General features: G+C 46.2%; 23 protein-coding genes. 10 read left to right on the top strand and 13 right to left on the bottom strand.

Annotated elements, in window-relative coordinates:
* Positions 1-26: 26 nt before the first annotated feature.
* The 6 genes from QZW82_RS26935 to QZW82_RS26910 form a co-directional block, all read right to left on the bottom strand.
* A complete protein-coding gene (locus QZW82_RS26935) occupies positions 27-329 on the bottom strand; it encodes a hypothetical protein (protein WP_293155604.1) in 303 nt (100 codons plus the stop codon).
* A 258-nt stretch (positions 330-587) separates the two neighbouring features.
* Complete coding sequence (locus QZW82_RS26930) at positions 588-1,610, bottom strand: tetratricopeptide repeat protein (protein WP_293155601.1); 1,023 nt, start codon at positions 1,608-1,610, stop codon at positions 588-590.
* 200 nt (positions 1,611-1,810) lie between these two features.
* Complete coding sequence (locus QZW82_RS26925; protein ID WP_293155598.1) at positions 1,811-2,140, bottom strand: hypothetical protein; 330 nt, start codon at positions 2,138-2,140, stop codon at positions 1,811-1,813.
* Positions 2,141-2,167: 27 nt separating this feature from the next.
* Entirely contained in the window at positions 2,168-3,358 is a 1,191-nt protein-coding gene (locus QZW82_RS26920; protein ID WP_293155595.1) for a cysteine desulfurase family protein, read from the bottom strand.
* A gap of 165 nt (positions 3,359-3,523) precedes the next feature.
* Positions 3,524-3,646 (bottom strand): hypothetical protein, encoded by a 123-nt coding sequence (locus tag QZW82_RS26915; protein WP_293155592.1) that lies wholly within the window; start codon positions 3,644-3,646, stop codon positions 3,524-3,526.
* Between the two features lie 195 nt (positions 3,647-3,841).
* Complete coding sequence (locus QZW82_RS26910; protein WP_293155589.1) at positions 3,842-4,246, bottom strand: hypothetical protein; 405 nt, start codon at positions 4,244-4,246, stop codon at positions 3,842-3,844.
* A gap of 190 nt (positions 4,247-4,436) precedes the next feature.
* Here QZW82_RS26910 and QZW82_RS26905 point away from each other — a divergent pair, with 190 nt between their 5' ends.
* Positions 4,437-6,101, top strand: a complete 1,665-nt coding sequence (locus tag QZW82_RS26905) for a DUF655 domain-containing protein (RefSeq protein WP_293155586.1) — start codon at positions 4,437-4,439, stop codon at positions 6,099-6,101.
* A 37-nt stretch (positions 6,102-6,138) separates the two neighbouring features.
* Here QZW82_RS26905 and QZW82_RS26900 read toward each other — a convergent pair whose 3' ends face one another.
* Entirely contained in the window at positions 6,139-6,369 is a 231-nt protein-coding gene (locus QZW82_RS26900) for a hypothetical protein (protein ID WP_293155583.1), read from the bottom strand.
* Positions 6,370-6,543: 174 nt separating this feature from the next.
* On the opposite strand from QZW82_RS26900, the gene QZW82_RS26895 reads away from it, so the two are divergent.
* Positions 6,544-7,194 (top strand): hypothetical protein, encoded by a 651-nt coding sequence (locus QZW82_RS26895; protein ID WP_293155580.1) that lies wholly within the window; start codon positions 6,544-6,546, stop codon positions 7,192-7,194.
* Between the two features lie 365 nt (positions 7,195-7,559).
* On the opposite strand, the gene cax is transcribed toward QZW82_RS26895, so the two are convergent.
* The 5 genes from cax to QZW82_RS26870 form a co-directional block, all read right to left on the bottom strand.
* Entirely contained in the window at positions 7,560-8,648 is a 1,089-nt protein-coding gene (gene cax, locus QZW82_RS26890; protein ID WP_293155577.1) for a calcium/proton exchanger, read from the bottom strand.
* Between the two features lie 111 nt (positions 8,649-8,759).
* On the bottom strand, positions 8,760-9,218 hold the full coding sequence (locus QZW82_RS26885) for a hypothetical protein (RefSeq protein WP_293155574.1): 459 nt from the start codon (positions 9,216-9,218) through the stop codon (positions 8,760-8,762).
* A gap of 653 nt (positions 9,219-9,871) precedes the next feature.
* Positions 9,872-10,495 (bottom strand): DUF6391 domain-containing protein, encoded by a 624-nt coding sequence (locus QZW82_RS26880; protein ID WP_293155571.1) that lies wholly within the window; start codon positions 10,493-10,495, stop codon positions 9,872-9,874.
* Between the two features lie 48 nt (positions 10,496-10,543).
* Positions 10,544-11,281 carry an MORN motif-containing protein gene (locus QZW82_RS26875; protein ID WP_293155568.1) on the bottom strand — a complete coding sequence of 246 codons (738 nt, stop codon included), beginning with the start codon at positions 11,279-11,281 and terminating at the stop codon, positions 10,544-10,546.
* Positions 11,282-11,325: 44 nt separating this feature from the next.
* Complete coding sequence (locus QZW82_RS26870) at positions 11,326-12,834, bottom strand: hypothetical protein (RefSeq protein WP_293155565.1); 1,509 nt, start codon at positions 12,832-12,834, stop codon at positions 11,326-11,328.
* Positions 12,835-13,059: 225 nt separating this feature from the next.
* Here QZW82_RS26870 and QZW82_RS26865 point away from each other — a divergent pair, with 225 nt between their 5' ends.
* The 5 genes from QZW82_RS26865 (at position 13,060) to QZW82_RS26845 (ending at position 17,737) form a co-directional block, all read left to right on the top strand.
* Positions 13,060-13,737: a retropepsin-like aspartic protease gene (locus QZW82_RS26865; RefSeq protein ID WP_293155563.1), complete on the top strand. Its 678-nt coding sequence runs from the start codon at positions 13,060-13,062 to the stop codon at positions 13,735-13,737.
* Positions 13,738-14,153: 416 nt separating this feature from the next.
* Positions 14,154-15,755, top strand: a complete 1,602-nt coding sequence (gene gpmI / locus QZW82_RS26860; RefSeq protein WP_293155561.1) for a 2,3-bisphosphoglycerate-independent phosphoglycerate mutase — start codon at positions 14,154-14,156, stop codon at positions 15,753-15,755.
* A 352-nt stretch (positions 15,756-16,107) separates the two neighbouring features.
* The gene (gene secG, locus QZW82_RS26855) at positions 16,108-16,347 is read left to right on the top strand and encodes a preprotein translocase subunit SecG (protein WP_293155559.1); all 240 of its coding nucleotides are present in this window, start codon (positions 16,108-16,110) and stop codon (positions 16,345-16,347) included.
* A 196-nt stretch (positions 16,348-16,543) separates the two neighbouring features.
* Positions 16,544-17,164 (top strand): peptidase, encoded by a 621-nt coding sequence (locus QZW82_RS26850; RefSeq protein ID WP_293155555.1) that lies wholly within the window; start codon positions 16,544-16,546, stop codon positions 17,162-17,164.
* A 147-nt stretch (positions 17,165-17,311) separates the two neighbouring features.
* Positions 17,312-17,737, top strand: a complete 426-nt coding sequence (locus QZW82_RS26845; protein WP_293155552.1) for an NUDIX domain-containing protein — start codon at positions 17,312-17,314, stop codon at positions 17,735-17,737.
* Between the two features lie 506 nt (positions 17,738-18,243).
* Here QZW82_RS26845 and QZW82_RS26840 read toward each other — a convergent pair.
* Entirely contained in the window at positions 18,244-18,723 is a 480-nt protein-coding gene (locus QZW82_RS26840; RefSeq protein WP_293155545.1) for a rhodanese-like domain-containing protein, read from the bottom strand.
* A 546-nt stretch (positions 18,724-19,269) separates the two neighbouring features.
* On the opposite strand from QZW82_RS26840, the gene QZW82_RS26835 reads away from it, so the two are divergent.
* The 3 genes from QZW82_RS26835 to QZW82_RS26825 all read left to right on the top strand — a co-directional run bounded on the left by QZW82_RS26835 (position 19,270) and on the right by QZW82_RS26825 (position 23,002).
* On the top strand, positions 19,270-19,989 hold the full coding sequence (locus QZW82_RS26835) for a hypothetical protein (protein ID WP_293155542.1): 720 nt from the start codon (positions 19,270-19,272) through the stop codon (positions 19,987-19,989).
* 67 nt (positions 19,990-20,056) lie between these two features.
* The gene (locus QZW82_RS26830; protein WP_293155539.1) at positions 20,057-21,880 is read left to right on the top strand and encodes a hypothetical protein; all 1,824 of its coding nucleotides are present in this window, start codon (positions 20,057-20,059) and stop codon (positions 21,878-21,880) included.
* 87 nt (positions 21,881-21,967) lie between these two features.
* Entirely contained in the window at positions 21,968-23,002 is a 1,035-nt protein-coding gene (locus QZW82_RS26825) for a DUF1802 family protein (RefSeq protein ID WP_293155536.1), read from the top strand.
* Positions 23,003-23,208 lie beyond the last annotated feature (206 nt).

Below are 23,208 nucleotides of genomic sequence, written 5' to 3'. Positions count from 1 at the left end.
TGGGGAGTTTTGGGTGACACCGATGTTTATTTTAGCATGATTGGTTGGGTGGCGAGAAACCGGGTTTTTGTGACAGACGTGGTGACAATTCCCAGATTTGGGAAAAAACCCGGTTTCTGAGATTGTGGGTGGTGGCGAGAAACCGGGTTTTTATGAGGATATTTGATGGGAGGTGAAGATTTGGGAAAAAACCCGGTTTCTGAGATTGTGGGTGGTGGCGAGAAACCGGGTTTTTGCGAAGATATTGGATGAGAGGTGAAGACATCGGAAAAAACCCGGTTTCTGAGATTGTGCAAAAGTGCGATCGACCGTTTTTTCAATTTTCCCACAAGGGCGATCGATCGTTGCTAAATCTGCAATAATTCAATGCTATTATCCGCGCCACAATTCCCACGCTCACCCACGAGTCCGCCGGGGGTTGAAAACCCCCGTCTCATAGCGTAAGTCCTCTAAAAGAGGACTGAAACATCTATTTTTTAATCAAAATTCTCAGGATTTTATGCAGTCGGTTTCAACCGACTTGCGCTATGAGACGGGGATTTAAATCCCCGGCGGGCTTGAGGACAAATTGTTAAAGCAGCCTCACATTAGGCATTAGCCAGTTTCTTTTGAATCATTGCCCAATATTCAGGGAAAGCCTCACGGGTATATACTGTTGATGCTGCCTCATAAAACGATCGCGCCTTTTCGAGATTTTCATCCCGCGAACCGTTGATTCTGTCATTATGGGCATTACCTAGGTTATATTGAATCATTGCCCAATCTTCGGGAAACTGTTCAGGGGTACGAACAGTTAAAGCAGCCTCAAAAAATGCGATCGCGCGATCCAGATTATCCGCCCGCGAACCGTTGATTCTGTTGGCGTAAGCAGCAGCTAGGTTATTTTGAGTCATTGCCCAATCTTCCGGGAAAGCCTCAAGGGTGTAGACTGTTAAAGCAGCGCCATAAAGGGCGATCGCCATTTCCACATTTTCGGCCCGCGAACCCTTGATTCTGGTAATATAGGCAGCAGCTAAGTTGTTTTGAGTTTGAGCAAATTTTTCGCTTCCCGGTTGCCGATTATTTAAAACAAGTTGATAAGCGGCAATGGCAATTTCAATATTATTCGCTCTATTCCCACCGGAAAAATTACTAATATTAATGGTCAAGTCTTCAACGAGGCTGACAATTGAATCAATAGTTTGGGCATTTTCCCCACCAATTAACCTCTGCAATACTTGCTCTAATATCTCGGAAAAACGAGCATTGAGGAGATGTTGTCGTTCGGCTAGCATCGGGTAAATTACTGCTGTATTGCTATTGCTACCATCTTCTGCTTGCAATAATTCTAGAATAAAGTTTGCATACTCTTGGGGATTTTCACTTGCGGAGTTATCGCCATAGTTGATATCGATTAATTGTGCTAACTGGTCGATCAGATTTCGGAGGAAATTAGCGCCGTTTTGTCCTCCTTGCTGTGCCATTTTTTCTGCTACCAACTCGCAGGTTTCCAGAAATTCGACATCCAACAATTCTAAGTTATCTTGTAATATCTGGGGTTCTTCGCCGTTGGGGCAATTCAGCAGGGTGTGAATTAGTTCTAGGTAGGCTTGGGCGCGGCTTTCTTCCATTATTGGGGAGTTGTGAATAATATCGGATTTATTTTATCATGGTTGGGGGTTTTGGGGCTAGAAATGTTTCTTGAATTGTCCGTGGGTGGCCATAAACCGGGTTTTTATGAGGATATTTGATGGGAGGCGAAGATATCGGTAAAAACCAAATTACGGCGGTTGGAAACCGCATCTACACAAACGATGTCCGCCTCCGCGGACTAAAGAAGATAACGTAATTTCACCGCCTTTTCTTCAACCCGCGGAGGCGGGTTTTGTCTGTGTAGACGCGGTTTCCAACCGCCGGGTTTCCAACCGCCGGGTTTCCAACCGCCGGGTTTCCAACCGCCGGGTTTCCAACCGCCGGGTTTCCAACCGCCGGGTTTCCAACCGCCGGGTTTCCAACCGCCGGGTTTCCAACCGCCCAATTTCCAACCGCCGGGTTTCCAACCGCCCAATTTCCAACCGCCCGGTTTCCGCCCGGTTTCCAACCGCCCAATCTTCAACCGCCGGGTTTCCAACCGCCCAATCTTCCACCGCCGGGTTTCCAACCGCCCAATCTTCCACCGCCCAGTTTTCTAATTCCTACACAATGCTACCTTGGGAATTAATCTATCTAAGATTTGTGCGATCGCAATTACCGTCCAATCAATATCAGCTTCGGTTGTTTCGCGTCCGAGTGTCAAGCGAATTCCACCAACCGCGCCGATGGAGTCATATCCCATTGCCAATAATATCGGACTGGGCGTTAGTTTGCCGCTGCTACAAGCCGCACCGGAACTAATGCCAATTCCGGCTAAATTTAGCTGTCTCACGAGAGTTTTGCCTGTAATTCTCTCTGTGTCTCTCTTTTGATAAGGGCGACAGGATGGGGAGACAATGCAAAAACTGGTGTGGTGCGGCAGTCGGTAATATCGATCGCCCGTTGGGACTAAACTGGGTATGTCAGCTAATCCATCAAAAAGTCGATCGCGCAATCCAATCAATCTCGGCGTTTCCACATCCATTTCCTGCACAGCCAACTCCGCCGCCACTCCAAAACCGACGATAGCGGGCAGTGCTTGCGTCCCTGAACGCAGTTTCAACTCTTGTCCGCCCCCGCCCAACATTGGCACCAATTCTAGTCCTGGACGCACGTACAGCGCCCCTGCACCTTGCGGCCCGTAAAGTTTGTGACTCGAAAGCGAAAGCAAGTCTACGGGCAGTTTTTGCACGTCAATCGGCAATTTACCGGCAACTTGAACCGCATCGGTATGGAACAGGATATTGCGATCGCGCGCAATTTGCGATAATGCTTCTATGGGTTGCAGTGTACCAACTTCGCTTTGTCCGTAGATGATGGAAATTAGCACTGTGTGCGATCGCAGCGATTCTTGCAAATCCAAAGGATGAATTCGCCCATATTTATCTACTGGTAATCGCGTTACTTCCCATCCCAATTCTTCGAGTTGTCGCACCGGTTCTGACACGGCAGAATGCTCAACACTAGAAATAATGATATGCTGCGGCTTTGTATAAAGACGCGCAACTCCCATAATTGCTAAATTATCCGCTTCAGTGCCGCCCGAAGTAAAAATCATCGATTCCGGTAGCGCGTTAATCAGCCCAGCAACTTGCATTCTGGCTAATTCTAAAGCAGTCGCCGCCCTTTGTCCCCACTCGTGCAAGCTAGAAGGATTTCCCCACTGTAGAGTCAGAGCTTTTTGCATAGCATCAATTGCTTCTGGGCGTGTCGGCGTTGTAGCGCTATAGTCGAGGTAAATTTGCATGGTTTTAATTAAATGACGAACTAATAATGAATGATTGACTACCTAATGAATAAAACACTTATCCTAAAGGCATAAATGATTATTGACTTATCATATCAAATCCGCTTTTCATCGTCCTGTATTCATCTCTCTTATCTCCCTCTGTGTTCTCTGTGTTCTCTGCGGTTAAATCATTCCGATGCAACCGGAAACGATATGACTCATGATTCTTAAATCATGACCGATCGCAACGGCCAATTGCCAACTAATAACTGCCAACTGACTAATGACTTCCTGGTTGGCAGACATTTCCTAAAGGCATAAATGATTATTGACTTATGATATCAAATCCGCTCTTCATCGTCCTGTATTCATCTCTCTTATCTCCCTCTGTGTTCTCTGTGTTCTCTGCGGTTAAATCATTCCGATGCAACCGGAAACGATATGACTCATGATTCTTAAATTGTGACTGATAACAACTGTCAACTGCCAACTGTCAACTGACTAATGACTCCCAGGCTTGCAGACATTGTAGTCTTCGTGGGACAAGACTTTTTGGGGAATTAAGAAAGTGCCGCAATCTTCACAAAGCATTCTGTAGTTGCGGGTTACAGGAATGCTCACAATCCAGCGGTTGTGACGGAGACGTTTGCCGCCAAAATCTCTGTAATTCTTATTTTCGCCCAAAGCTGCTATAATAGCGCGAGCTTTAGTAACTACATGATCGGGCAGACCTCTGAGATCGATGATATCTCTAGCAAATGATGCTTCCTTCTCTTGTTTTTGGGTTTGTTTTTCGGCCAGCAGTTCAACTGATTGCTGTTGCGCTATCAACTCTTGCGTGCAGCGATGGCACGCTTTACCATATCCCCTGTGACCACAATCAAAAATTGTTTTTCTTTTACCCATAAAGCATCAGTATCGGGTTTGACCCACGCCCCTGAATGCTGCTACCCTACCAGTGATGCTTCCGGCATCGAGGCAGTTCTACAAGACGCAAAATCTATTCCCTGTCATAAATTTAATAGTTTTAACTTTCCTCGATCCAATATCTTTCCACTCTGAATAGACTGATGACCTCAATAAAATTTTAAATTTTGTGAATGTACTTTATTATAATTTACCAGGTTTGTGTTGTGTTGGAATGCTAGCGATCGCCCTGACGGCTTGCGGACAAGCAAAGCAGGACGTGCAGAATTTACCTCCCAGTCTGGCTCCGCTGCCTCAAGACCCCTTGTTGCAAGTATACTTCAATCAGTCGCTCACTTCGAGTTATACAGAGCCATACCGCGCACAAACTAGACCTGGAGACGATTTAGAAAAGTTAATCGCCGACGCAGTAGCCAATGCTGAATTGACCGTAGATGTTGCGGTTCAGGAGTTTCGGTTGCCCGGTATTGCGCGAAGGTTAGCCGATCGCGCGCGCACTGGAATTAAAATCAGATTAATTGTCGAACATATCTACAATCGCCCTTGGAGCGATTATACAACCCAGGAGTTGGCAAAGTTACCGGAACGAGAGCGCGATCGCTACAGCGAATTTCTGCAACTCGCCGATATCAATAAAGACGGTAAATTGAGTGCCGAGGAAATCAAGCAAAACGATGCTTTGGTAATTGTCCGGGATGCGGGGATTCCTGTCATTGACGATACTGCTGACGGAAGTAAAGGCAGCGGTTTGATGCACCACAAATTTGTAGTAATTGACGGCAAAACAGTCATCGTAACTTCGGCTAACTTTACCACCAGCGATATTCACGGTGATTTCAAGACAGCAGCAAGTCGCGGCAATGCCAACAATCTGCTAAAAATAGACAGCCCTCAATTAGCGCAAATCTTTACTCAAGAATTTAACATCATGTGGGGCGACGGGCCCGGTGGTAAACCGGATAGCAAGTTTGGCATCAAAAAGCCGTTTCGTCAAGTGCAAAAAGTGAGAGTTGGTAATGCAACTGTTGCCGTGCAATTTTCACCAACAAGTGCGACTTTACCTTGGGAACAAAGCGTTAACAGTTTGATAAATCGCACTTTAGCAAAGGCGAAAAAATCTGTTAATTTGGCACTGTTTGTATTTTCGGCTCAGCAGTTGTCCAATACTCTAGAACTTGAATCTAGGCGCGGTGTAGCGGTGCGAGCTTTGATTGACTCAAATTTCATTTATCGCCCTTACAGCGAAGGATTAGACATGATGGGAGCGACTTTGATGCAAGATTGCAGCTTAGAATCTGACAATCGCCCGTGGAGAAAGCCGCTGACGACAGTGGGAGTGCCGCAGTTACCAATGGGCGATCGCCTGCACCACAAATTCGGCGTTATAGATGGAAATACCGTCCTTACAGGCTCTCACAACTGGACTGAGGCTGCAAATCACGGGAATGATGAGACATTATTGGCGATCGACAGCCCGACGGTTGGGGCCCATTTTGAGCGAGAGTTCGATCGGCTTTACAAAGGTGCAATCTTGGGAATTCCCGCCCGAATCAAACAGAAAATTGACGCTAAGCAAAAAGAGTGCGAATCAGTACAAGCAGCATCCAAATCTGCGAATCCTCAACCCCAAATTGTTGCCACTAAAAAGTTAATTAATTTGAATAGCGCGACTCAGGAAGAATTAGAAACTTTGCCAGGAGTTGGCCCGAAGTTAGCCGAGAAAATTATTGCAGCGCGGGAAAGGCACCCTTTTGAGTCTTGGGAGGATGTCGAAAAGTTGCCAGGAGTCACAAACAAGACAGTAGACAAGTGGCGCGATCGAGTAAAATTTTAAAGTAGGGTGCGTCAGTTATGGTTAATTAATTAATCATCTAGCAACTACAAACCTGCACCATAAATACTTCATTCATTGGTGGAGAGACTAACCAGGAAGGACTAAAGTCCTCACTACAAACCTGCACCATGAATACTTCATTCATTGGTGGAGAGACTAACCAGGAAGGACTAAAGTCCTCACTACAAACCTGCACCATAAATACTTCATTCATTGGTGGAGAGACTAACCAGGAAGGACTAAAGTCCTCACTACAAACCTGCACCATAAATACTTCATTTATTGGTGGAGAGACTAACCAGGAAGGACTAAAGTCCTCACTACAAACCTGACTAAAGTCCTCACTACAAACCTATTTTATCTTTCTTGACAATAGATAGGCTTTCTAGTTAAACTTACATTAAAATAAAATGCACTTTTTTCATATTGGAGGTATAAAGAGATGAAACGCGCCAGATTTTTTACGGGGAAGCGATCGATCAAATTCCTAGCTTTTTTGATTGGTGTAATTTTAGTCACACTAGCAGCTTTCACAGTCAGCGCCCAGCAGACTAGCGAAGCACAATTTCGGGTAAAAAACGAGAACAGTTTTAATATTAACATGATTCAATTCAAGCGCGTTGAATATATAGGTCAGTGTCCCGGAAGTGGCATCTCCCCTGATTCGCAAAGCGCTCGATTTGTTTCCAGCAAGACTCCCCCCGGCCCTAACAGAAGAGTGCTGATTAAAAATGTGACTGATGGCATGGAAACTGACCCCTATCCTTACACGGATAGAAGTTATGACAAAGGTGAGTCTTCCGAAAGTTTTGGATTTAAGTTAGCAAACAGTCACAAAACAAGAACTTTTTCGGTTTTAGAGGGCGAAAATAAATTTGCCTATGAAATCAAAGAAAATAACCAAGTTATAGAACAGGGTGCGCTTACCGCTCAAGTTTCTGTACAAAATTTAGGTACTTTTCCACGCCAGCAAATTTGTGAGAACAAAGTCACCTCACAATGTCAGGATGCTTCTGATTGTCGCGAGAGGAGACGCAAAGGAAAAAGTTGCAGAATAGAGTGTGTTACTGTTCAAGAGTGTCGCTGTCCGTAGTAATTCCTGCCGGTTCGTAGTAAGGACTTCAGTCCTTTATTCCCGAGGTTCGTAGTAAGGACTTCAGTCCTTTATTCCCGAGGTTCGTAGTAAGGACTTCAGTCCTTTATTCCCGAGGTTCGTAGTAAGGACTTCAGTCCTTTATTCCCGAGGTTCGTAGTAAGGACTTCAGTCCTTTATTCCCGAGGTTCGTAGTAAGGACTTCAGTCCTTTATTCCCGAGGTTCGTAGTAAGGACTTCAGTCCTTTATTCCCGAGGTTCGTAGTAAGGACTTCAGTCCTTTCTTTAGCCAATTAGCAGCAAAGACTAAAGTCCTGACTAGCAACCTATTTTATTAGGACTAAAGTCCTCACTACCAACCTGGTTCAAGTAACAGGGTGAAAGTAAAATGCCGCAGCTAACACAATATATGTTGCCAAAAGTAGCACTCCTTCCAGCCAATTAGATCGCCCGTCGAGACTAATTAGATTAGCGATTGTTACCGCAATGGCAACTGCAACCACTTCAAACGGATTAAAGTTTAAATCCATCGGCTGATGAATCACGATACCGATAATCACCAACACCGGCGCAACCAGCAAAGCAACTAGCAAACTCGAACCCATCGCCACGGAAACTGACAAATCCATATTATTTTTCATCGCCACTCCCACCGCCGTTACGTATTCCGCCGCACCGCCCACAATCGGCAACAAAATTACACCTGTAAACAGTGGTGTTAATCCCAATCCTTTGGTAGTTTCTTCGACAACGCCCACGAAAATTTCTGATTCAAAAGCAACAGCAACTGTTGAGGCTACTAGCACTCCTATCCACAGCCACAAATTCGGTTTGTGTGCAGTTTCATCAGTATTTTCAGAATCTTCTAACTCTAGTATGCCGACTTCGTAAAGATAGCTGTGAGTTTTTAAGGAAAATAGCAGCGTTAGTGCGTAAACTGCAATTAGGACGATCGCAGTTATCAACGAAAGATTCTGAATGGCTGCGGGTTCCACTCCATTCGACGTGTAAATTACCATCGTCGGCAGCAGAATCGCAATCACTGCTAGAGTCATGGTGGAACCGTTCACCCGGGCGATAATTGGCTTAAATTCTTGTTCTTTGTAGCGGATTCCCCCTAGCAGCATCGAAAATCCCATCACCAAGAGCAAGTTGCTGATAATTGTGCCGGTGATGCTGGCTTTCACGATGTCAATCAAGCCGGCTTTCAGGGCTACTATGGCAATAATTAATTCCGTAGCATTCCCGAAGACTGCATTTAATAAGCCGCCGATAGATGGCCCTGTGACGATCGCCACTTCTTCTGTTGCTGTGCTCAACCAAATCGCCAGAGGTATAATGCCTAGGGCGGATGTGATGAAAACTACCAGGGAACCCCAGTGCAAATATTCGGCCGCGATGGAAATGGGGATGAAAATTAACAGGGCTATGGAAAGAATTTTTTTGATTGACATAGGGATTCGGATGGTGTATTGAAGGTGAGTTCGAGTTGCCAGGGCGATCGCCAAATTGATTTTATATCAATATGCTTGGCATAAGAAGATCGGGCGGTTTCAACCGCCGTGTTATCGGAGAAACAGTGCACCATCATTCCGAATGCTTAAAGATCTTTTATCCAAACCTAAATCATTTGTCTCGTCTAATCTTACTTCTACTGTGCCTTCACCAACCGGTTTTAAACTCGCTTTCAATAATGCGCCGTCTTGTCGCCTAAATACAATGGATGCAGGTAGTGTCAATGCTTGCAGCGCGACTGTTGAATTTTCGGCTAAGGTGCGGCGGTTAGTTTGTCCAACTACTTGATAAAATAGTCGATCGCTGGTTTTATTCGTTAATCTCACATTAGCTTTGCCATTAACGGGAACCATCTTGCCGTCTGGAACTCTTTCTGGTTCGTTAGCTTGGGCAATTTCCCTCGCAAAACTCGCATTGTCACCCAAAGGTAAAAAGCTGTTGCCTGCTAGGGCTAAGGTGACAGCCAGCAGGCTTGCTAGACTGGTTTTGTCGATCGCTAGTTTGCACATTTTTTGATTGACTTTTGATCTAAAAATTCTAACAAGCAATTTTACCTGATGCTGCTCTCTTCTGGCAAGTCGCCTCAGAAATCAATCCGAGCTTTTCATAGCTGACGCCTTGATTGTGAAAAATAAAATTGAATATCATACAAATTTATATAAATATAAAAAAATATATTTTTCCTCATTCTAAAAATTAGGTACGTTGTTGGGCTTTAGCCCTTCTTAGATTTATTACTTAGCAAGTTACGCCCCTAAAAACTGCATTTACGAATTATGTCTCATCTACCTGATAAAAAAGATAATACAAATGATATAGCAGAAAGAAGAATGAAAAAGACAGAATGAACAAAGCAGATGGCACATTAAAAAAGGTACGTTTTTAGAAAAAGAGCGCTCTTTTCCCAACAACGTACCCAAAAAATATTTATTGTGACACTTGCATCAAGCAGTGAAAAAGGAAAAAGGAAGAACGACAAAGGAAAAATGAAGATTTACCAGAAAGAATTGGTTGAAAGCCTCTCCCGGAGCGGGAGAAATTAGAATCAGACTATTCATTACTTCAATCCTCTTCCTTCTAGGTAGAGGTCGCTCTCCCATGGTCAACTGTCAACTGTCAACTGTCAACTGTCAACTGTTGAACCTCTCCCTTGCCGCAGCAGCTATTCAACCCAACGCACGCGCACAAAATGAGCTTCCCGTCCCCAGAAGTCGTGACTCACAGAAATATCAACAATACTCAAATTAAACGGAATAGCAGTTGTGACGTAACGCTGAGCCAGAGCTCCCACATCGGGAGCTAACTGAGCTGCTGTCGTCGCCGCCGCACCCAAACCCAAAAGTTGCAGAATGGGCCCCTTCGGCAGAGCTAAATTGATGCCGACAGCAAGTCCAGCAGTCAGCAGCATCGCCACCGACAAGTTGGTGCCGCAGCGGGGATGTACGGCTAAATCCCACTCTCCGCTGGCAATCCGCTGCAAAGCTAATTGCACTGCATGACGCAACTGTGCAATGTTAACGCGGCCGTACAGATAAAATCCTTGGTCAGTGGACATTCCGCCCAATAACTGATTATCCGCTCTTGCTGTCGGCGTACCGCCAGATTGGCTGAGTACCCAAACCGTAGCGTGTTCCAATGCATGAACTTGGCGCAAAGTCAAGATTTCCTTCAAACCCGGAACAAAATCTAGCTGTCTTAATAAGTCAGCATCTTGATTCCGCTGCGGGGCAAAGTCAAAAGGAATTTGGCTGGCGTGCCCAGAACTAGAAGCAGCATTTGTCGTCATGTCAAAAGGCCTCCACTAATGTCCGATCGCAAATTTTAGCAGCGAGATTCACGGTTGAACGCGCTTGCCTGCCCGAAACTCTCCAGAAAAGCGTCTACCTTTAGCATCTGTAATTACGCCTCTACCGTGAGGCAATCCCTTGCGAAATTCGCCTTCGTAGCGAACGCCGTTGGGGAAACTGCAACTACCTTTACCGTCTAGCTTTTCGTTGAAAAACTGACCGTCGCAGCGAGTGCCGTCCGATCGGGTAAACACTCCCCGACCAAATGGGTTTCCTGCAAAAAATTGTCCGGCGTAGCGATCGCCCGTGGCAAAGATAAATTGCCCTTGACCGTGCGGCTGACTGCTTGGAGCGCTGCCACCTACTTGTTGAACAATTTCAAATGTTCCTCTGTAGCGATCGCCCGTGGCAAAAATAGCTTCTCCCCTAACGATCAGACCGTTGCGGAACTCTCCTACCATGCGGTCATCGTTAGCGAACAGGAATGTGCCTTGACCGTTGGGAACCCCGTTACGAAACTGTCCTTCGTAGCGATCGCCCTTGGAGTATACGTATATTCCTTGTCCCTGAGGTCTGCCGTTGACGAAAGTTCCTTCATAATTGTCGCCATTTTCGTAGTTGCACTTGACTCTACCGTTCGGGGGAGAGCCTTCGCAAACCGGAGGGCGCTTTTGTTCTGCTGCTGGCGCCGCCAATGACGATTTAGTATTGGCTAGCAGTGAGAGGCATCCTACCCCCGTGCCAACCAACATGAATATTCCGAGTTGTTTAATTGAGCGAAGCATGACGGTTCTCAATTTTTTTTCTAAGGATTGAGCTAAATTTTGCATTAAATTGGGTTCTGGGCAACTCGGGGAGATTTTTCTCCCACAATTTTAGAAACCTCTACACCGTTTTCTTCTAGAACCACAATCGGATCGGCTCCTGATTTGAAATCAACCCGTTTGATTAGCACCTGCCCGCTAGCAACCCGCTGTCCTACTTTGATATATCGACTTGTTGGCTCGTTAGGTGCTTTCACAATTACCAGTATGTCATTACCAACTCTGACTACGCCACTAACTTCAACTCCTTTGGCATTGTCTGTCGAAGGCGGTGGCGGTGGTGGTGCGGGGGGTGCGGGGGGTGGTGGTGGATTCGGGTCTTGCCACGATGGCGGCGGTGTTAATTCCGGCAGCTTGGGCAGACCGGGCAATTCTCTGGTGGCGATGTTGGGAATGTTGGGAGGGCGTGGTGGGCCGGGCGGGCGGGCGGCGATCGCTGGCGGGCGTCCCGGTGTCGCGGCTGGTCGTCCCGGTGTCGCGGCCGGTCGTCCCGGTGTTGCTGCTGGTCGTCGCGTCCCTTGGGGGCTTGCCGTCGTGCCTCTTGGGAAGCCCGGTATAGAGGGAACTCCTGGTATTGATGATGCCGGAGCTCCTGCTATGTCTGGGGAACCTGCTGGTCTGGATCCTGGGCGTCCTGGTCTGGTACCGGTGCCGCCGGTGGTGCCTGTTGGGAAGCCCGGTATAGAAGGCACTCCCGGTATTGATGCCGGATTTCCCGCGACGTTTGGGGCACCTGCTGGTCTGGATCCTGGGCGTCCTGGTCTGGTGCCGGTGCCGCCTGTTGCGATGCCCGGTACAGAGGGCACTCCGGGTATTGATGCCGGATTTCCTGCGACGTTTGGGGAGCCTGCTGGTCTCGCTCCGGGGCGTCCGGGGGCTGCTTGGGGACGCGCTGAAATTGGCGGCCGCCATTGGGGTACGGGGGTTAGCGGCAGGTTGGGAAGACTTGACACCTGTGCGGGGCTTTGAGCTTTGGGAAGTTCGGCAACTGTGCCGCCGCCCGGTGCCCTTTTCGATCCCGGTACTGGCGTCCACCGAGGTGGGTTTCTCTCGTCTGGCAGCTTGGGCAGACTTGGAACTTGTCTGACTGGGAGGTTGGGGAGTTCGTTGCCCGCTGTCCCGCCACCGTCTGTTTTGAGTGGTTGAGGGGGAAGGACTGAGAATGGGTCATTTGCTTGGCCGGGGACAGATGTCTGGGGAATTGCCCTTGGGGCTGTCTTTTTGCCATCAATGTCTGCTTGAGCTTGTCTGGCGCGATCGTCAGGGTTTGTCGATCGGATCAAGCCGGGGGGCTGGGCCGCTACTACTGGAGAGGGGAATGTCTGAGCTCCTGGTGTGGGACTTGCCACACCCCCGGTCGTTCCGGGAGCGTTGGCTGCTGGTGCCCCTGGTGTTGCACCCGGACTGATACTAGGACTAGGAGTGGGACTGGCTGTGTCGCCACCCCCGTCGCCGCATCCCCCGATCGAGAAAGCCAGCATTCCTATAGTTGCAAAATATAAAAGTTTACGCATTACCGATCGTCCCCAAACGCCTGACTTTTAAGTGATCCAAATGGCAATTGCAGTTGCTGCCATTTGCCGCTTTTCAGTTTACCTGGTTTGATGGTATGCGATCGCTTTTAAATTGCCAAGTTTTCCGGACGATTTGATATTGAGGCGGGCCCTGGGTTTTCAGGAGCAGGTTAGGATATCAATGGTGGTGGTTCTTGTACATATTTAACTAATTAGGGCATGGTTATGGTGGCAAAAGTGATTCTCCAACGGATTTGGCGATCGGGCATTGTTTCTGTGGCTATTTTGGTAGGTCTGGGATCGGTGGGAAGCGGCAATGTGAATGCTCGTTCACATCAGCCAGAAACAAAGGTGATGGCATTGGTGCCACTTGCAACTTCCCACCAGATCGTGAAGCGGAGCTATCCCGAAGGGAATCGCACTTTCACAGCAGCCTCAGAAGCCAGAAGTGGCAATGTGTATTCTCAGTTTCGCCGGGGCCCCTCAAATCCTAGTGCCCAACCGCCAGCCAATCAACCTGCCCCTAGTGGGAATCAAAAGGTATTTCAAGCTAAAATCAAGCGCCGCGCGGGTGGGACACCTGTGATTGATGTGGTATTTAACGGTAACAAGACTTTTGAAATGATTGTCGATACCGGGGCGAGCGGCACTTTAATTACTCAGCGGATGGCTACTGCACTGGGAGTGAGGCAAGTGGGCACTGGGAGAGCGGGGATCGCTGACGGTAGCATTGTCGAGTTCCCCATTGGTGTGGTGCGATCGATTCGGGTTGGGGGTGCTGCAATCCAAAATGTCGAAGTGGCGATCGCCAAACAAATGGAAATTGGTCTCCTCGGTCACGATTTCTTTGGCAATTACGATGTGAAAATCAAAAAAGATGTTGTAGAGTTTTATGTTCGCTGAAACTGAGCCAATTCAGAAACCAATTATTATTCGCATACTGTAAAGTTATTCGCAGCCCGGTCAAGGCTGTTTAATTTATTTCTTCAGGAACTAGCCAAATGTCGGCGAGTGTGGTATTGTTTTGAGTGTTTACCGATAAGTTGACCGTTGAACAATCCGGCAAAATCCGGCTGTCAAAGCACTGCCACTGTTGGCGCTATCGAGTAACAGTCTCCAACGGTGGATTAACAGTTTAAGGCAAGGCAATCTATTAGACAATTTGCCGATCGGGTGAAAATTAGTTCCCAAAATGCTGTAGCTGGGGAATTATTGTTAGCGTTGTTGGGCCGCTGTACAAAATATATGAGCGGAAGATGTTCCGCAAAATCGGCAATAATGACGATCGAGAAATTAATTATTGTAAATAGGGTATTGGCATGGCACAAACGTCTGTATCTCCTGTAGTGCTGATTATTCTAGATGGCTGGGGTTATCGTGAAGAAAAAGACGGAAATGCGATCGCACAGGCGAAAACACCCGTGATGGACAGTCTCTGGGCAGCTTATCCCAGAACTCTGATTAACACATCAGGTCGGGCGGTAGGGCTTCCAGACGGGCAAATGGGCAACTCGGAAGTCGGTCACTTAAATCTGGGCGCCGGCCGGGTGGTTCCTCAAGAGTTAGTGCGAATCTCGGATGCAGTCGAAGATGGTTCTTTGCTAGACAACCGGGCGCTGGTTAAACTTTGCGAGGAAGTACGCAGTCGGGGCGGCAAGTTACACCTGACCGGTCTTTGTTCCGAGGGTGGGGTACACTCGCACCTGAGTCACATTTTGGGTTTGCTACAGCTAGCAAAAGCACAGGGAATTTCTGAAGTTTGCATCCACGCGATTACAGACGGCCGCGATACTACTCCGAAAGATGGTGTAGAAGCTCTCAGCAAGATAGAAGGTTATATCAAACAGGTAGGGGTCGGTCGGATTGCTACCATCAGCGGCCGCTATTACGCGATGGACAGGGACAAACGCTGGGATCGGGTGAGCCGCGCTTATGAGGTAATGACGGTTGAGAGCGCACCTGACGGTCGATCGGCAGTTGATGTGTTGCAGGCCTCCTATGCGGTTGGAGTGACCGACGAGTTTGCAGTTCCGACTCGCATTGCCCCCGGCGCGGTGGCATCCGGGGATGGGATGATTTTCTTCAATTTTCGCCCGGACAGGGCTAGAGAGTTGACTCAGGCCTTTGTAGCGCCAGATTTTAAAGGCTTTGAACGATCGTTAATTGAGCCTCTGACTTTTGCGAGTTTTACTCAGTATGACCCCAAACTGTCGTCGGTACTGGTGGCTTTTGAACCCCAGAATTTGAACAATATTCTGGGTGAGGTGATTTCTAACCACGGTTTGCGACAGTTGCGGACAGCGGAAACTGAAAAGTACGCTCACGTGACTTATTTTTTTAATGGGGGTCTGGAAGAGCCTTTTGAGGGGGAAGACCGCGAGTTGGTGCAGAGCCCGATGGTGGCGACTTACGACGAGGCGCCGGAGATGTCGGCGGCTGAGGTGACTGATGTGGCGCTGGAGGCTTTGTCCAAGCGGATTTATTCATTTGTGGTGCTTAACTACGCTAACCCGGATATGGTTGGTCATACGGGGATGCTGGATGCGACGATAATTGCGATACAAACTGTGGATAAATGTTTGGGGCGGCTGTTGACCGGGATTTCCAAAGCTGGGGGAACGGCAATTATTATTGCTGACCACGGAAATGCTGAGTTGATGTTCGACGAGGATGGGAATCCTTGGACGGCTCACACTACTAACCCGGTGCCCTTTATTCTAATAGAAGGCGAAGGTCTGAAAATTCCAGGTCACGGAGGAGATGTTGCTCTCAGGGCGGACGGCTGTTTGGCCGATGTGGCGCCGACGATTTTGGAACTGTTGAAGTTGCCTCAGCCCCCGGAGATGACTGGAAAGTCTATGATTCAAGCTGCTGAATTTGAAGTTCGAGCCAATCGAACTCCGGTGCGGGTGCGGCTTTAGATCGAAGGTAGGCTCACACTTGGGCCAAGGTACGTTGTTGGGCTTGGGCCCTCTTTCCTAATCTTATAAAGAGGGCTAAAGCCCAACAACGTACCTAATTTGTGTGACGACAATAAAACCACCCTGCCTAGCCCCCCTTAACAAGGGGGGACAAGAAATGGATCGAAGTCCCCCTTTTTAAGGGGGATTTAGGGGGATCTGGCCTCGGCGACAAACGAGAGATACAAAGGTTTTCAGGCGATTGTTGACACGACAAAAGGCAGTCGCCTGTCCCTAAGCGCGGTTGTGTGCGATCGACTAAATTTGATATGATAATGAATTGCCAATTACTAATTACCAATTACCCTAAATTATGAATATAGTTTCTGTGTTACAAGTTATCTGGTCTTTGTCTGCCTTAGGACTTGTAGTTTTTGTCTTGCTGCACAGTCCTAAAGGCGATGGCATTGGAGGGATTGGCGGACAAGCTCAATTATTTACCAGCGCTAAGAGTGCGGAAACAACTCTCAACCGGATTACTTGGGGTCTGTCTATTGTGTTTATGGGTTTGACTATTATTTTGAGTGCTGGTTGGTTGACTCCTAAATTATAAGATTAGGATTTTTAACCGCAGATAAACGCAGATAAACTTTATATAATTTGCATTTATCTGCGTTTGTTTGCGTGTATCTGCCGTCAAAAAAATGCGCTGGAAAGTTAGGATAAAGCCTCGATTGCTCGGAGGCTTGAGATTTGCTTTATTATGTTGTTGCAGCCTGATAATTTTGACTCAGGTTAATACTCGTGCCGTGAGTCTTGCTCCTCTCCCCAATACTTTGCCCCCTCCACAGGTTCACCCTTTACCACCAACGCTGGCTAATTGGCAAGATGCAACTAATAGCGGCGATTATTTCGATCGCATTAAACAGCCAAATGTCGGTCATTTGCTGTGGTCGAAGTTCCCGATTCAGGTGTATGTAGAGCGTCCGATTGATGGGAATAAGTCTGAAGAATGGATAGCAGCAGTGTTGGGTGTTGTGCGGGAATGGGCGGTTTATTTGCCTTTACAAGTCGTGGATAGTTCCGAGGCGGCTGATATTAAAATTTTACGTCAGGCTCCGCCTTTGCGTCAAGGGCTTTTGCGATCGCGATCGGGGGAATCCACCTATGAGTTGTACAATCGTCGGGATGGGGAGAAAACTGTTTTATCTCATCGGTTTGCGGTTTATTTGAATCCGAATCAAGTGGGTAAGTATATTCCAGCGACGGCGCGGCATGAGTTGGGGCACGCTTTGGGAATTTGGGGCCACAGTTTGCTGGAAACTGATGTGCTTTATTTTTCTCAGGTGCGGAATCCTCCGGCTATTTCTGCAAGGGATGTTAATACTTTGAAGCGGGTGTACGAACAGCCGACTCGCTTAGGTTCGTAGTGAGGACTTTAGTCCGCATCAAAATTACAGGACAGCCGACTCGCTTAGGTTCGTAGTGAGGACTTTAGTCCGCATCAAAATTACAGGACTGAAGTCCTCACTACGAACCTTTGAAAAACACAATAATTAATAGGAAACAGAATAATAATGAAAGATGAATGTTTTGGAATAGTCCCAATCTTTGGAAAAGAAGCGGAGCGTTTGTTTTTGTTGATTCAACATCAAGCAGGACATTGGGCGTTTCCTAAAGGTCACGCGAATCCGGGGGAAACTCCAGCGGAAACGGCTAGGCGAGAATTTGCAGAGGAAACTGGCATATCGGATTTTGAAATGCTGGATGAGCCGAGTTTTACGGAACATTATTCCTTTGTTAAAGATGGCGAGGAAATTGACAAAACTGTGACTTATTTTTTAGGCTTTGTTAATTCGATGGATGTGGTTTTGCAAGTTGAGGAAGTTCAAAATCATGCCTGGGTTTCTGCTGAGGAAGCTGTTAAGTTGATTACTTTTGATGCAAACCGCCTGATGTTTGGGGAGGTTAAGGCATATTTGGAGGGGAGAAAGGAAAGATAAGAGAAAGATAATATAAGCAATCAAATTTTGATGCGGACTGAAGTCCTAGTCATGAGAGATGCGGACTGAAGTCCTCACTACGAACCTATTTTCTGGGTTTGTAGTGAGGACTTCAGTCCTCTGATTTTGATGCGGACTGAAGTCCTCACTACGAACCTATTTTTTGGGGTTTGTCATTGAGAAACCCGGTAAATTTTGTGATGCCGGGTTTTTTAAGTGTCAGTATTTGGACGGGAGGAAGGAAAAATAAGAGAAAGATAATATAAGCAATCAAATTTTTATGCGGACTGAAGTCCTAGTCATGAGAGATGCGGACTGAAGTCCTCACTACGAACCTATTTTCTGGGTTTGTAGTGAGGACTTCAGTCCTCTGATTTTGATGCGGACTGAAGTCCTCACTACGAACCTATTTTTTGGGGTTTGTCATTGAGAAACCCGGTAAATTTTGTGATGCCGGGTTTTTTAAGTGTCAGATTTTTTTAGCTAATTGTGCCGCGAATCTGAGATTATTTGTTAATTTTCTGGGCTTTGGCGTGATGTTGCAGGCGAGCGAAAACGTTGTAGGCGTCGGGGCCGGGATTATCGTGTTCTAGAGCGCCGTCGATGGGGCCGTCGATGGCTTTCCAAGCAGGAATTCCGCCTTTTAATTCGGCTACTTTTCTAAAGCCGGCTGCGCGTAGAAGATTGGCTGCTTCAGCAGTTTGTTCGTCGGTTTCGCCGTAGATGTAGATGTCGCGAACGGGTTCTAGGCTGGCTTTTGCTCGCTCTACTAATTCGTCCATTGGCATTGGTGCGGCGCCGGTAATGCGGCTTTTGTCGAAGCTTTCAAAATCGCGGGCGTCAATGATTGTCAGTCCGGGTTCGCCCCAATCTAAGCGGGCTTTGAGGTCGTGGCTGGATACTTGAGCTTTTAAACCGGGAGGGGTGGGAGTGAAATCTGGCAGTTTTTCTTTGATGTCTGCAATTTGGTCTGGAATAGTTTTCATGGGTAAAATTCTCTTCTATGCTTCGATCGCAATGTAACAAGATATTTCGGTTGAATTCGTCTTTCTAAAGGCTGAAGTGGGGATCGAACTAAAGTCACACTTAAGGTGAATTGCTGCTAGTTGACTGCGGTTGGGAGCGCTATATTTGTTGAGGTTGCTAGGTTTTTAGTTGACAGTTGACAGTTGAAAATAGACAGCGACCTCTACCTGGAATGAAGAGAATTAGAGTAATCAATCGTCTGATTTTATTTTTTTCCGGGCTTCCGGCTTTCAACCAATTCTTTCTGGTAAGTGGCGTTGATTCCGATTGTTTTGATTGAAATGTTCGATCGCTCTTATTGACTGTAGATATTTTGAAGTTCGATCGATCGTCCAACCACTCATTCTATCAAATAATCAAATTTTAGTCAATGCCAATTATTTTAAAATGAAGTTTGCATGGGTTGTGCGCGGTCTCGCGCGCTATTTTGCTGAGAAGTTGAGATGTTTTTTAGCAAAATTTCTGGTAAGATTTGATACTAACAATAGGGATTTAAAGGTATACATATGTCTGAGCAAAATGAAATTGCTGTGTCTAAAACTTTGACACCGGAAGAGCAAGCGGTTTGGGATGCGAAGGCGAAAGTTCGGGTATTGCTGAATTTGTGGGATTTGGGTGGCGGTCAGATTCCGGTTAAAAAAGGGGATTTGACGAAGCGGATTGTCCGGACTAATGAGACGAGTCAGAAGTATCTGGAAGTGCTCGCGCAGTTGCAGGAATCCGGGGCGATCGAGTATTCGCTGGTAAATCGGGTGACGCGGGTGGAGTTGAGTGCGAAGGGGAAAGAGGTTTTAGCGCAGGGCTTGAAAAGTCCAGATTCTCTGTTTGAGTTTGATGGTTCTCAAATCGGTACTCGGCTGGGAAATGCTCTGCTGAAGTGGATTCGGCATCAGGATGGTGCGGCGAGTGTTGCTGTGGAGACGGGGAAGAAGGATGCAGGGGCGATCGCATCCTATGAAGAATTTAAGGCTGTGGCGTTGGATGTGTACGACAGCTTGAACCGGGATTATAACTTAGACGATTTAGTGCCGATTTATCGGATGCGGCGGGCGATCGGGGAAAGAGTTGGGCGATCGCAATTCAACGAGTGGCTGTTGGAAATGCAGGCTCAAGATATTCTCCAACTTATAGGTGGCAGTGTAGAAGACAGCGCCCCCGACAAAATCGAAGATTCTATCACCACAAAAGTAAACGGTTTGCGCTGCTATGTCAAGCGTTTAACCTAATTAACTTGAGTTCTTAGTTTTCCTCAACTGCATTCGCTCCATTATCTCTTCACACTCACACAAAACGATGAATGACTTTCACTCCTCAATCGCATATCTCAGTAAAGCTATTGCAAATCAAAACCCTTTTGACCGATCGTTAATAGTCAGGAGTAATGATATTTGGAAGCCAAGTTTTCCTGACGTTCCTTCTATCAATGCTCATGCCTCTGATGGTGTTTTTCAGGCAATCAAGCAAATTCGTGCCGGGTATCGCACAGTTAGTGGTATCACGATCAGAGCTGAAAAAGGTCTAGGAAAAAGCCACTTAATCAGTCGGATTCGTCGCCGCCTTCTAGATGAAGGTGGCTCTTTCTTTGTTTATATGAGCGACGTAGACTATGGAAACTTAAACCGAGTCAACGCTAACTTTCTAAACACTTTGTCCTCAAGCCTGAAACGGATTGGTAACGAAGGCGTAATGCAGTGGCAAGAATTAGCAACTGCTTTAATCAATGAGGCATTAGGGGAAACTTACATACCTCAGCAGCTAGTCAAGCAATTTCCTGGGATCTTAGCTGAAAATCATAAATTAGACGTTGATGCCTTAACTGCAAAAGTGCTTCAAATTAAGCCAAATATCGAAAATCCCTATTTGATACAGGCTATTCTGTGGACACTTTCTTCAGATAAAGTGAGCTTTGCCATTAACTGGCTATCTGGAAGAGCCTTGGCACAGACACAAGCTGATGCAATGGGTTTACCAAATTCTACGGAAGATGATAAAGAAGGCGAAGCATTTCAAACTGTCTGCCAAATTTTAGACTTAATCGGTGATTACAGAACTCTAGTAATTGGCTTTGATGAGTTAGAGAGTGTAGATCGGAATGAAGCTGGTTTCAACAGGGCGCAGGTCGTCGCACTCTTAGTAAAAGACCTGTACGGTAAAATTAAACGAGGTGTCTTAATGACAGCTATGTTTGATGAAACTTGGTTTAACATTAGAGCATTACCGCAGGCAGAGTCAGTCACAGCTAGAATGGGTGAAAAGATTTTTGATTTAAAGTATCTCAATGCTGATGATGTAGTGACTCTAGTTTCTCAATGGCTCCAAGATTTTTATGACAGTAAAGATTTAATTCCACCTGATCCTGTTTATCCTTTTGATGAAGGTGAACTGAGAGAACTGGGAAAAGAAAAGTTAATTGTCAGAAAGGTTTTAGAGGAGTGTGCTAAGAATTGGAAAGTACCTGGTGATAATACTCCATCGCCAATCGCAACAGATCCACTCCATCAAGTTGAACTTGCTTTTAACAACGAACTGAATGCACTTGAGGAAACAATCGAGAAATATTTTGAGGATAGCACTATTTTAGCCGAGGCTCTATATTTCGCCTTCCTTGCAGTAAAAGGCGAGACTTTGGAAGGAGTGCAAGTTGAGGAGATTGAAAAGGTACAAACTAAAGCTGTAGACAGAGGTTATCTCCACTTTAGAATTCGAGGTAAAGAAAATGGAAAGTCTGTCAAGATAGTAGTGGCAGTTGTTCAAGAATCTGGCGCAAGATTTGTGAGTGCCGCATTAAAGCGATTAATTGATTATCAAAAGTTTGATATGACTCGCGGTTGTTTAGTTCGTTCTAAAGATGTTAGGCCGAATACTGTAGGAAAACAGTCTTTAGACAAACTTCTTTCTCAAGAATTAGGTGGAGAATTTGTCAAGCTTGCCAGTGAAGATATCAAGCCTCTATTAGCTATTTATTTTGTCAACAAGGCTCAGGCAGATTACGATGTCAGTGAAGACCAAATAAAGCAGTTTATTGTTCAGAAAAAGCTGGCTAGTGAAAATCATCTAATTTGTGAAATTCTTAGCGATCCGTCAGGTCAGATTCCTGATGGTTTGGTTCCTCAATAGTATACTTGAAAGTACCTTCCTACCTGATACCACTGAAATTAACAACTTCGACTAATCACTGGATAATTTATTAGGTCAAATAAGTGGATGAGTTATTCTGTTTTTGTTGATACGGCTTTGCAGTTACCTGCGCCAGATGTGAAAGCCTTAATCGAAGGGCGAGTGATTGCCGCCAGACCTCGAATATTCATCGAGCCTGGTCGGTCATTTGCCCTATATCCAGCCAATATCCCGATTAATTTGCTCCCCCATGAGCAATACTACCGATCGAGTTTTTTACCAATTGCTAAAACCTCATTTTCTCAGTTAACTTCTGAGACGATTTTAATAAAAGCTTGGGCTAAATGCGAATGGTGTCAAATACTAAACGATCCAGAATCATTAGAGGCTTTGTCACAGTTAACAGTCTGGACAACAGAGGCATTACAGCAAACTCTCCTGCAACGACGTTATATTTTTCTAACTCATCTTCGCGTCTATCTGCTACCTCAGCCGCTTGAAATTCCAGTGCATCCCAGCGGCAATTTTATATCTTTGCCAAAATCCCTAAATGTTACTGATTCAACGCCTGTGTTGATCGAGTCTATCTTTGCTAAACGCCGTCAACAACTGGAAAAACTAGAGCCGCCAGAACATCCAGAATTGGAAGAGTTGCAAAGTGCATTAGTGCATTTATCCACCACCAACTCAAAAGCCAAACAACTAGACGTAGAAATCAAAATATTTCTAGGTTGGTCAGAAAATTCACCTATAACAAAACCAGATTCTGATTTAGATTGGATTAAAACGATCGCACAAATCGGCAATTCTAGCGACGGTAATGGCTTTGAAAAGTTAGTCCGCCAAAGTTTTGTCAAGCTAGGATTTGCAAATTCTAACAATAAACCAGAAGCTAGCCTCGATCCAGAATCAACAGGCGGTGCTGGTGGATTAGATTTCTACTGTGAAACTCCCTATCAGGTAGTGGGAGAATGCAAAGCCACCAAAAGTGAAACTGTAGCTGATGGAACGCCCGCGCAACTTATCAAGTTAGGACACAAGCATCTTCAGGAACAATACGACTGCTGTATTAAGATAATTATGGCCGCTGGTCAGCTAAGGAATGGCAATTTAATAACTTAAGCAATCTCGAACTTTCAATCCTTGCCTGCAAAGCTAGCGGGCGTAAAGATGCTGAAATTATTGAATTTTCATTCCTAAATACTGTAGTTTAGACTAAAAAATGAGCGCAGCTAAAAGTAGCCACCTTTGAATCTCAGGCAAGCTGTTGCTCAAAAATTCAAAAAGTAGAAGATTAAATAGCTAATCTTGAAGACTTTTTGCGCCGA

This window comes from Microcoleus sp. bin48.metabat.b7b8b9.023 (assembly GCF_013299185.1).
In the GTDB taxonomy this organism is placed as follows: Bacteria; Cyanobacteriota; Cyanobacteriia; order Cyanobacteriales; family Microcoleaceae; genus Microcoleus.
The sequence above is the reverse complement of the archived record's forward strand: the minus strand, read 5'-3'. Positions and strand labels throughout refer to the sequence as shown.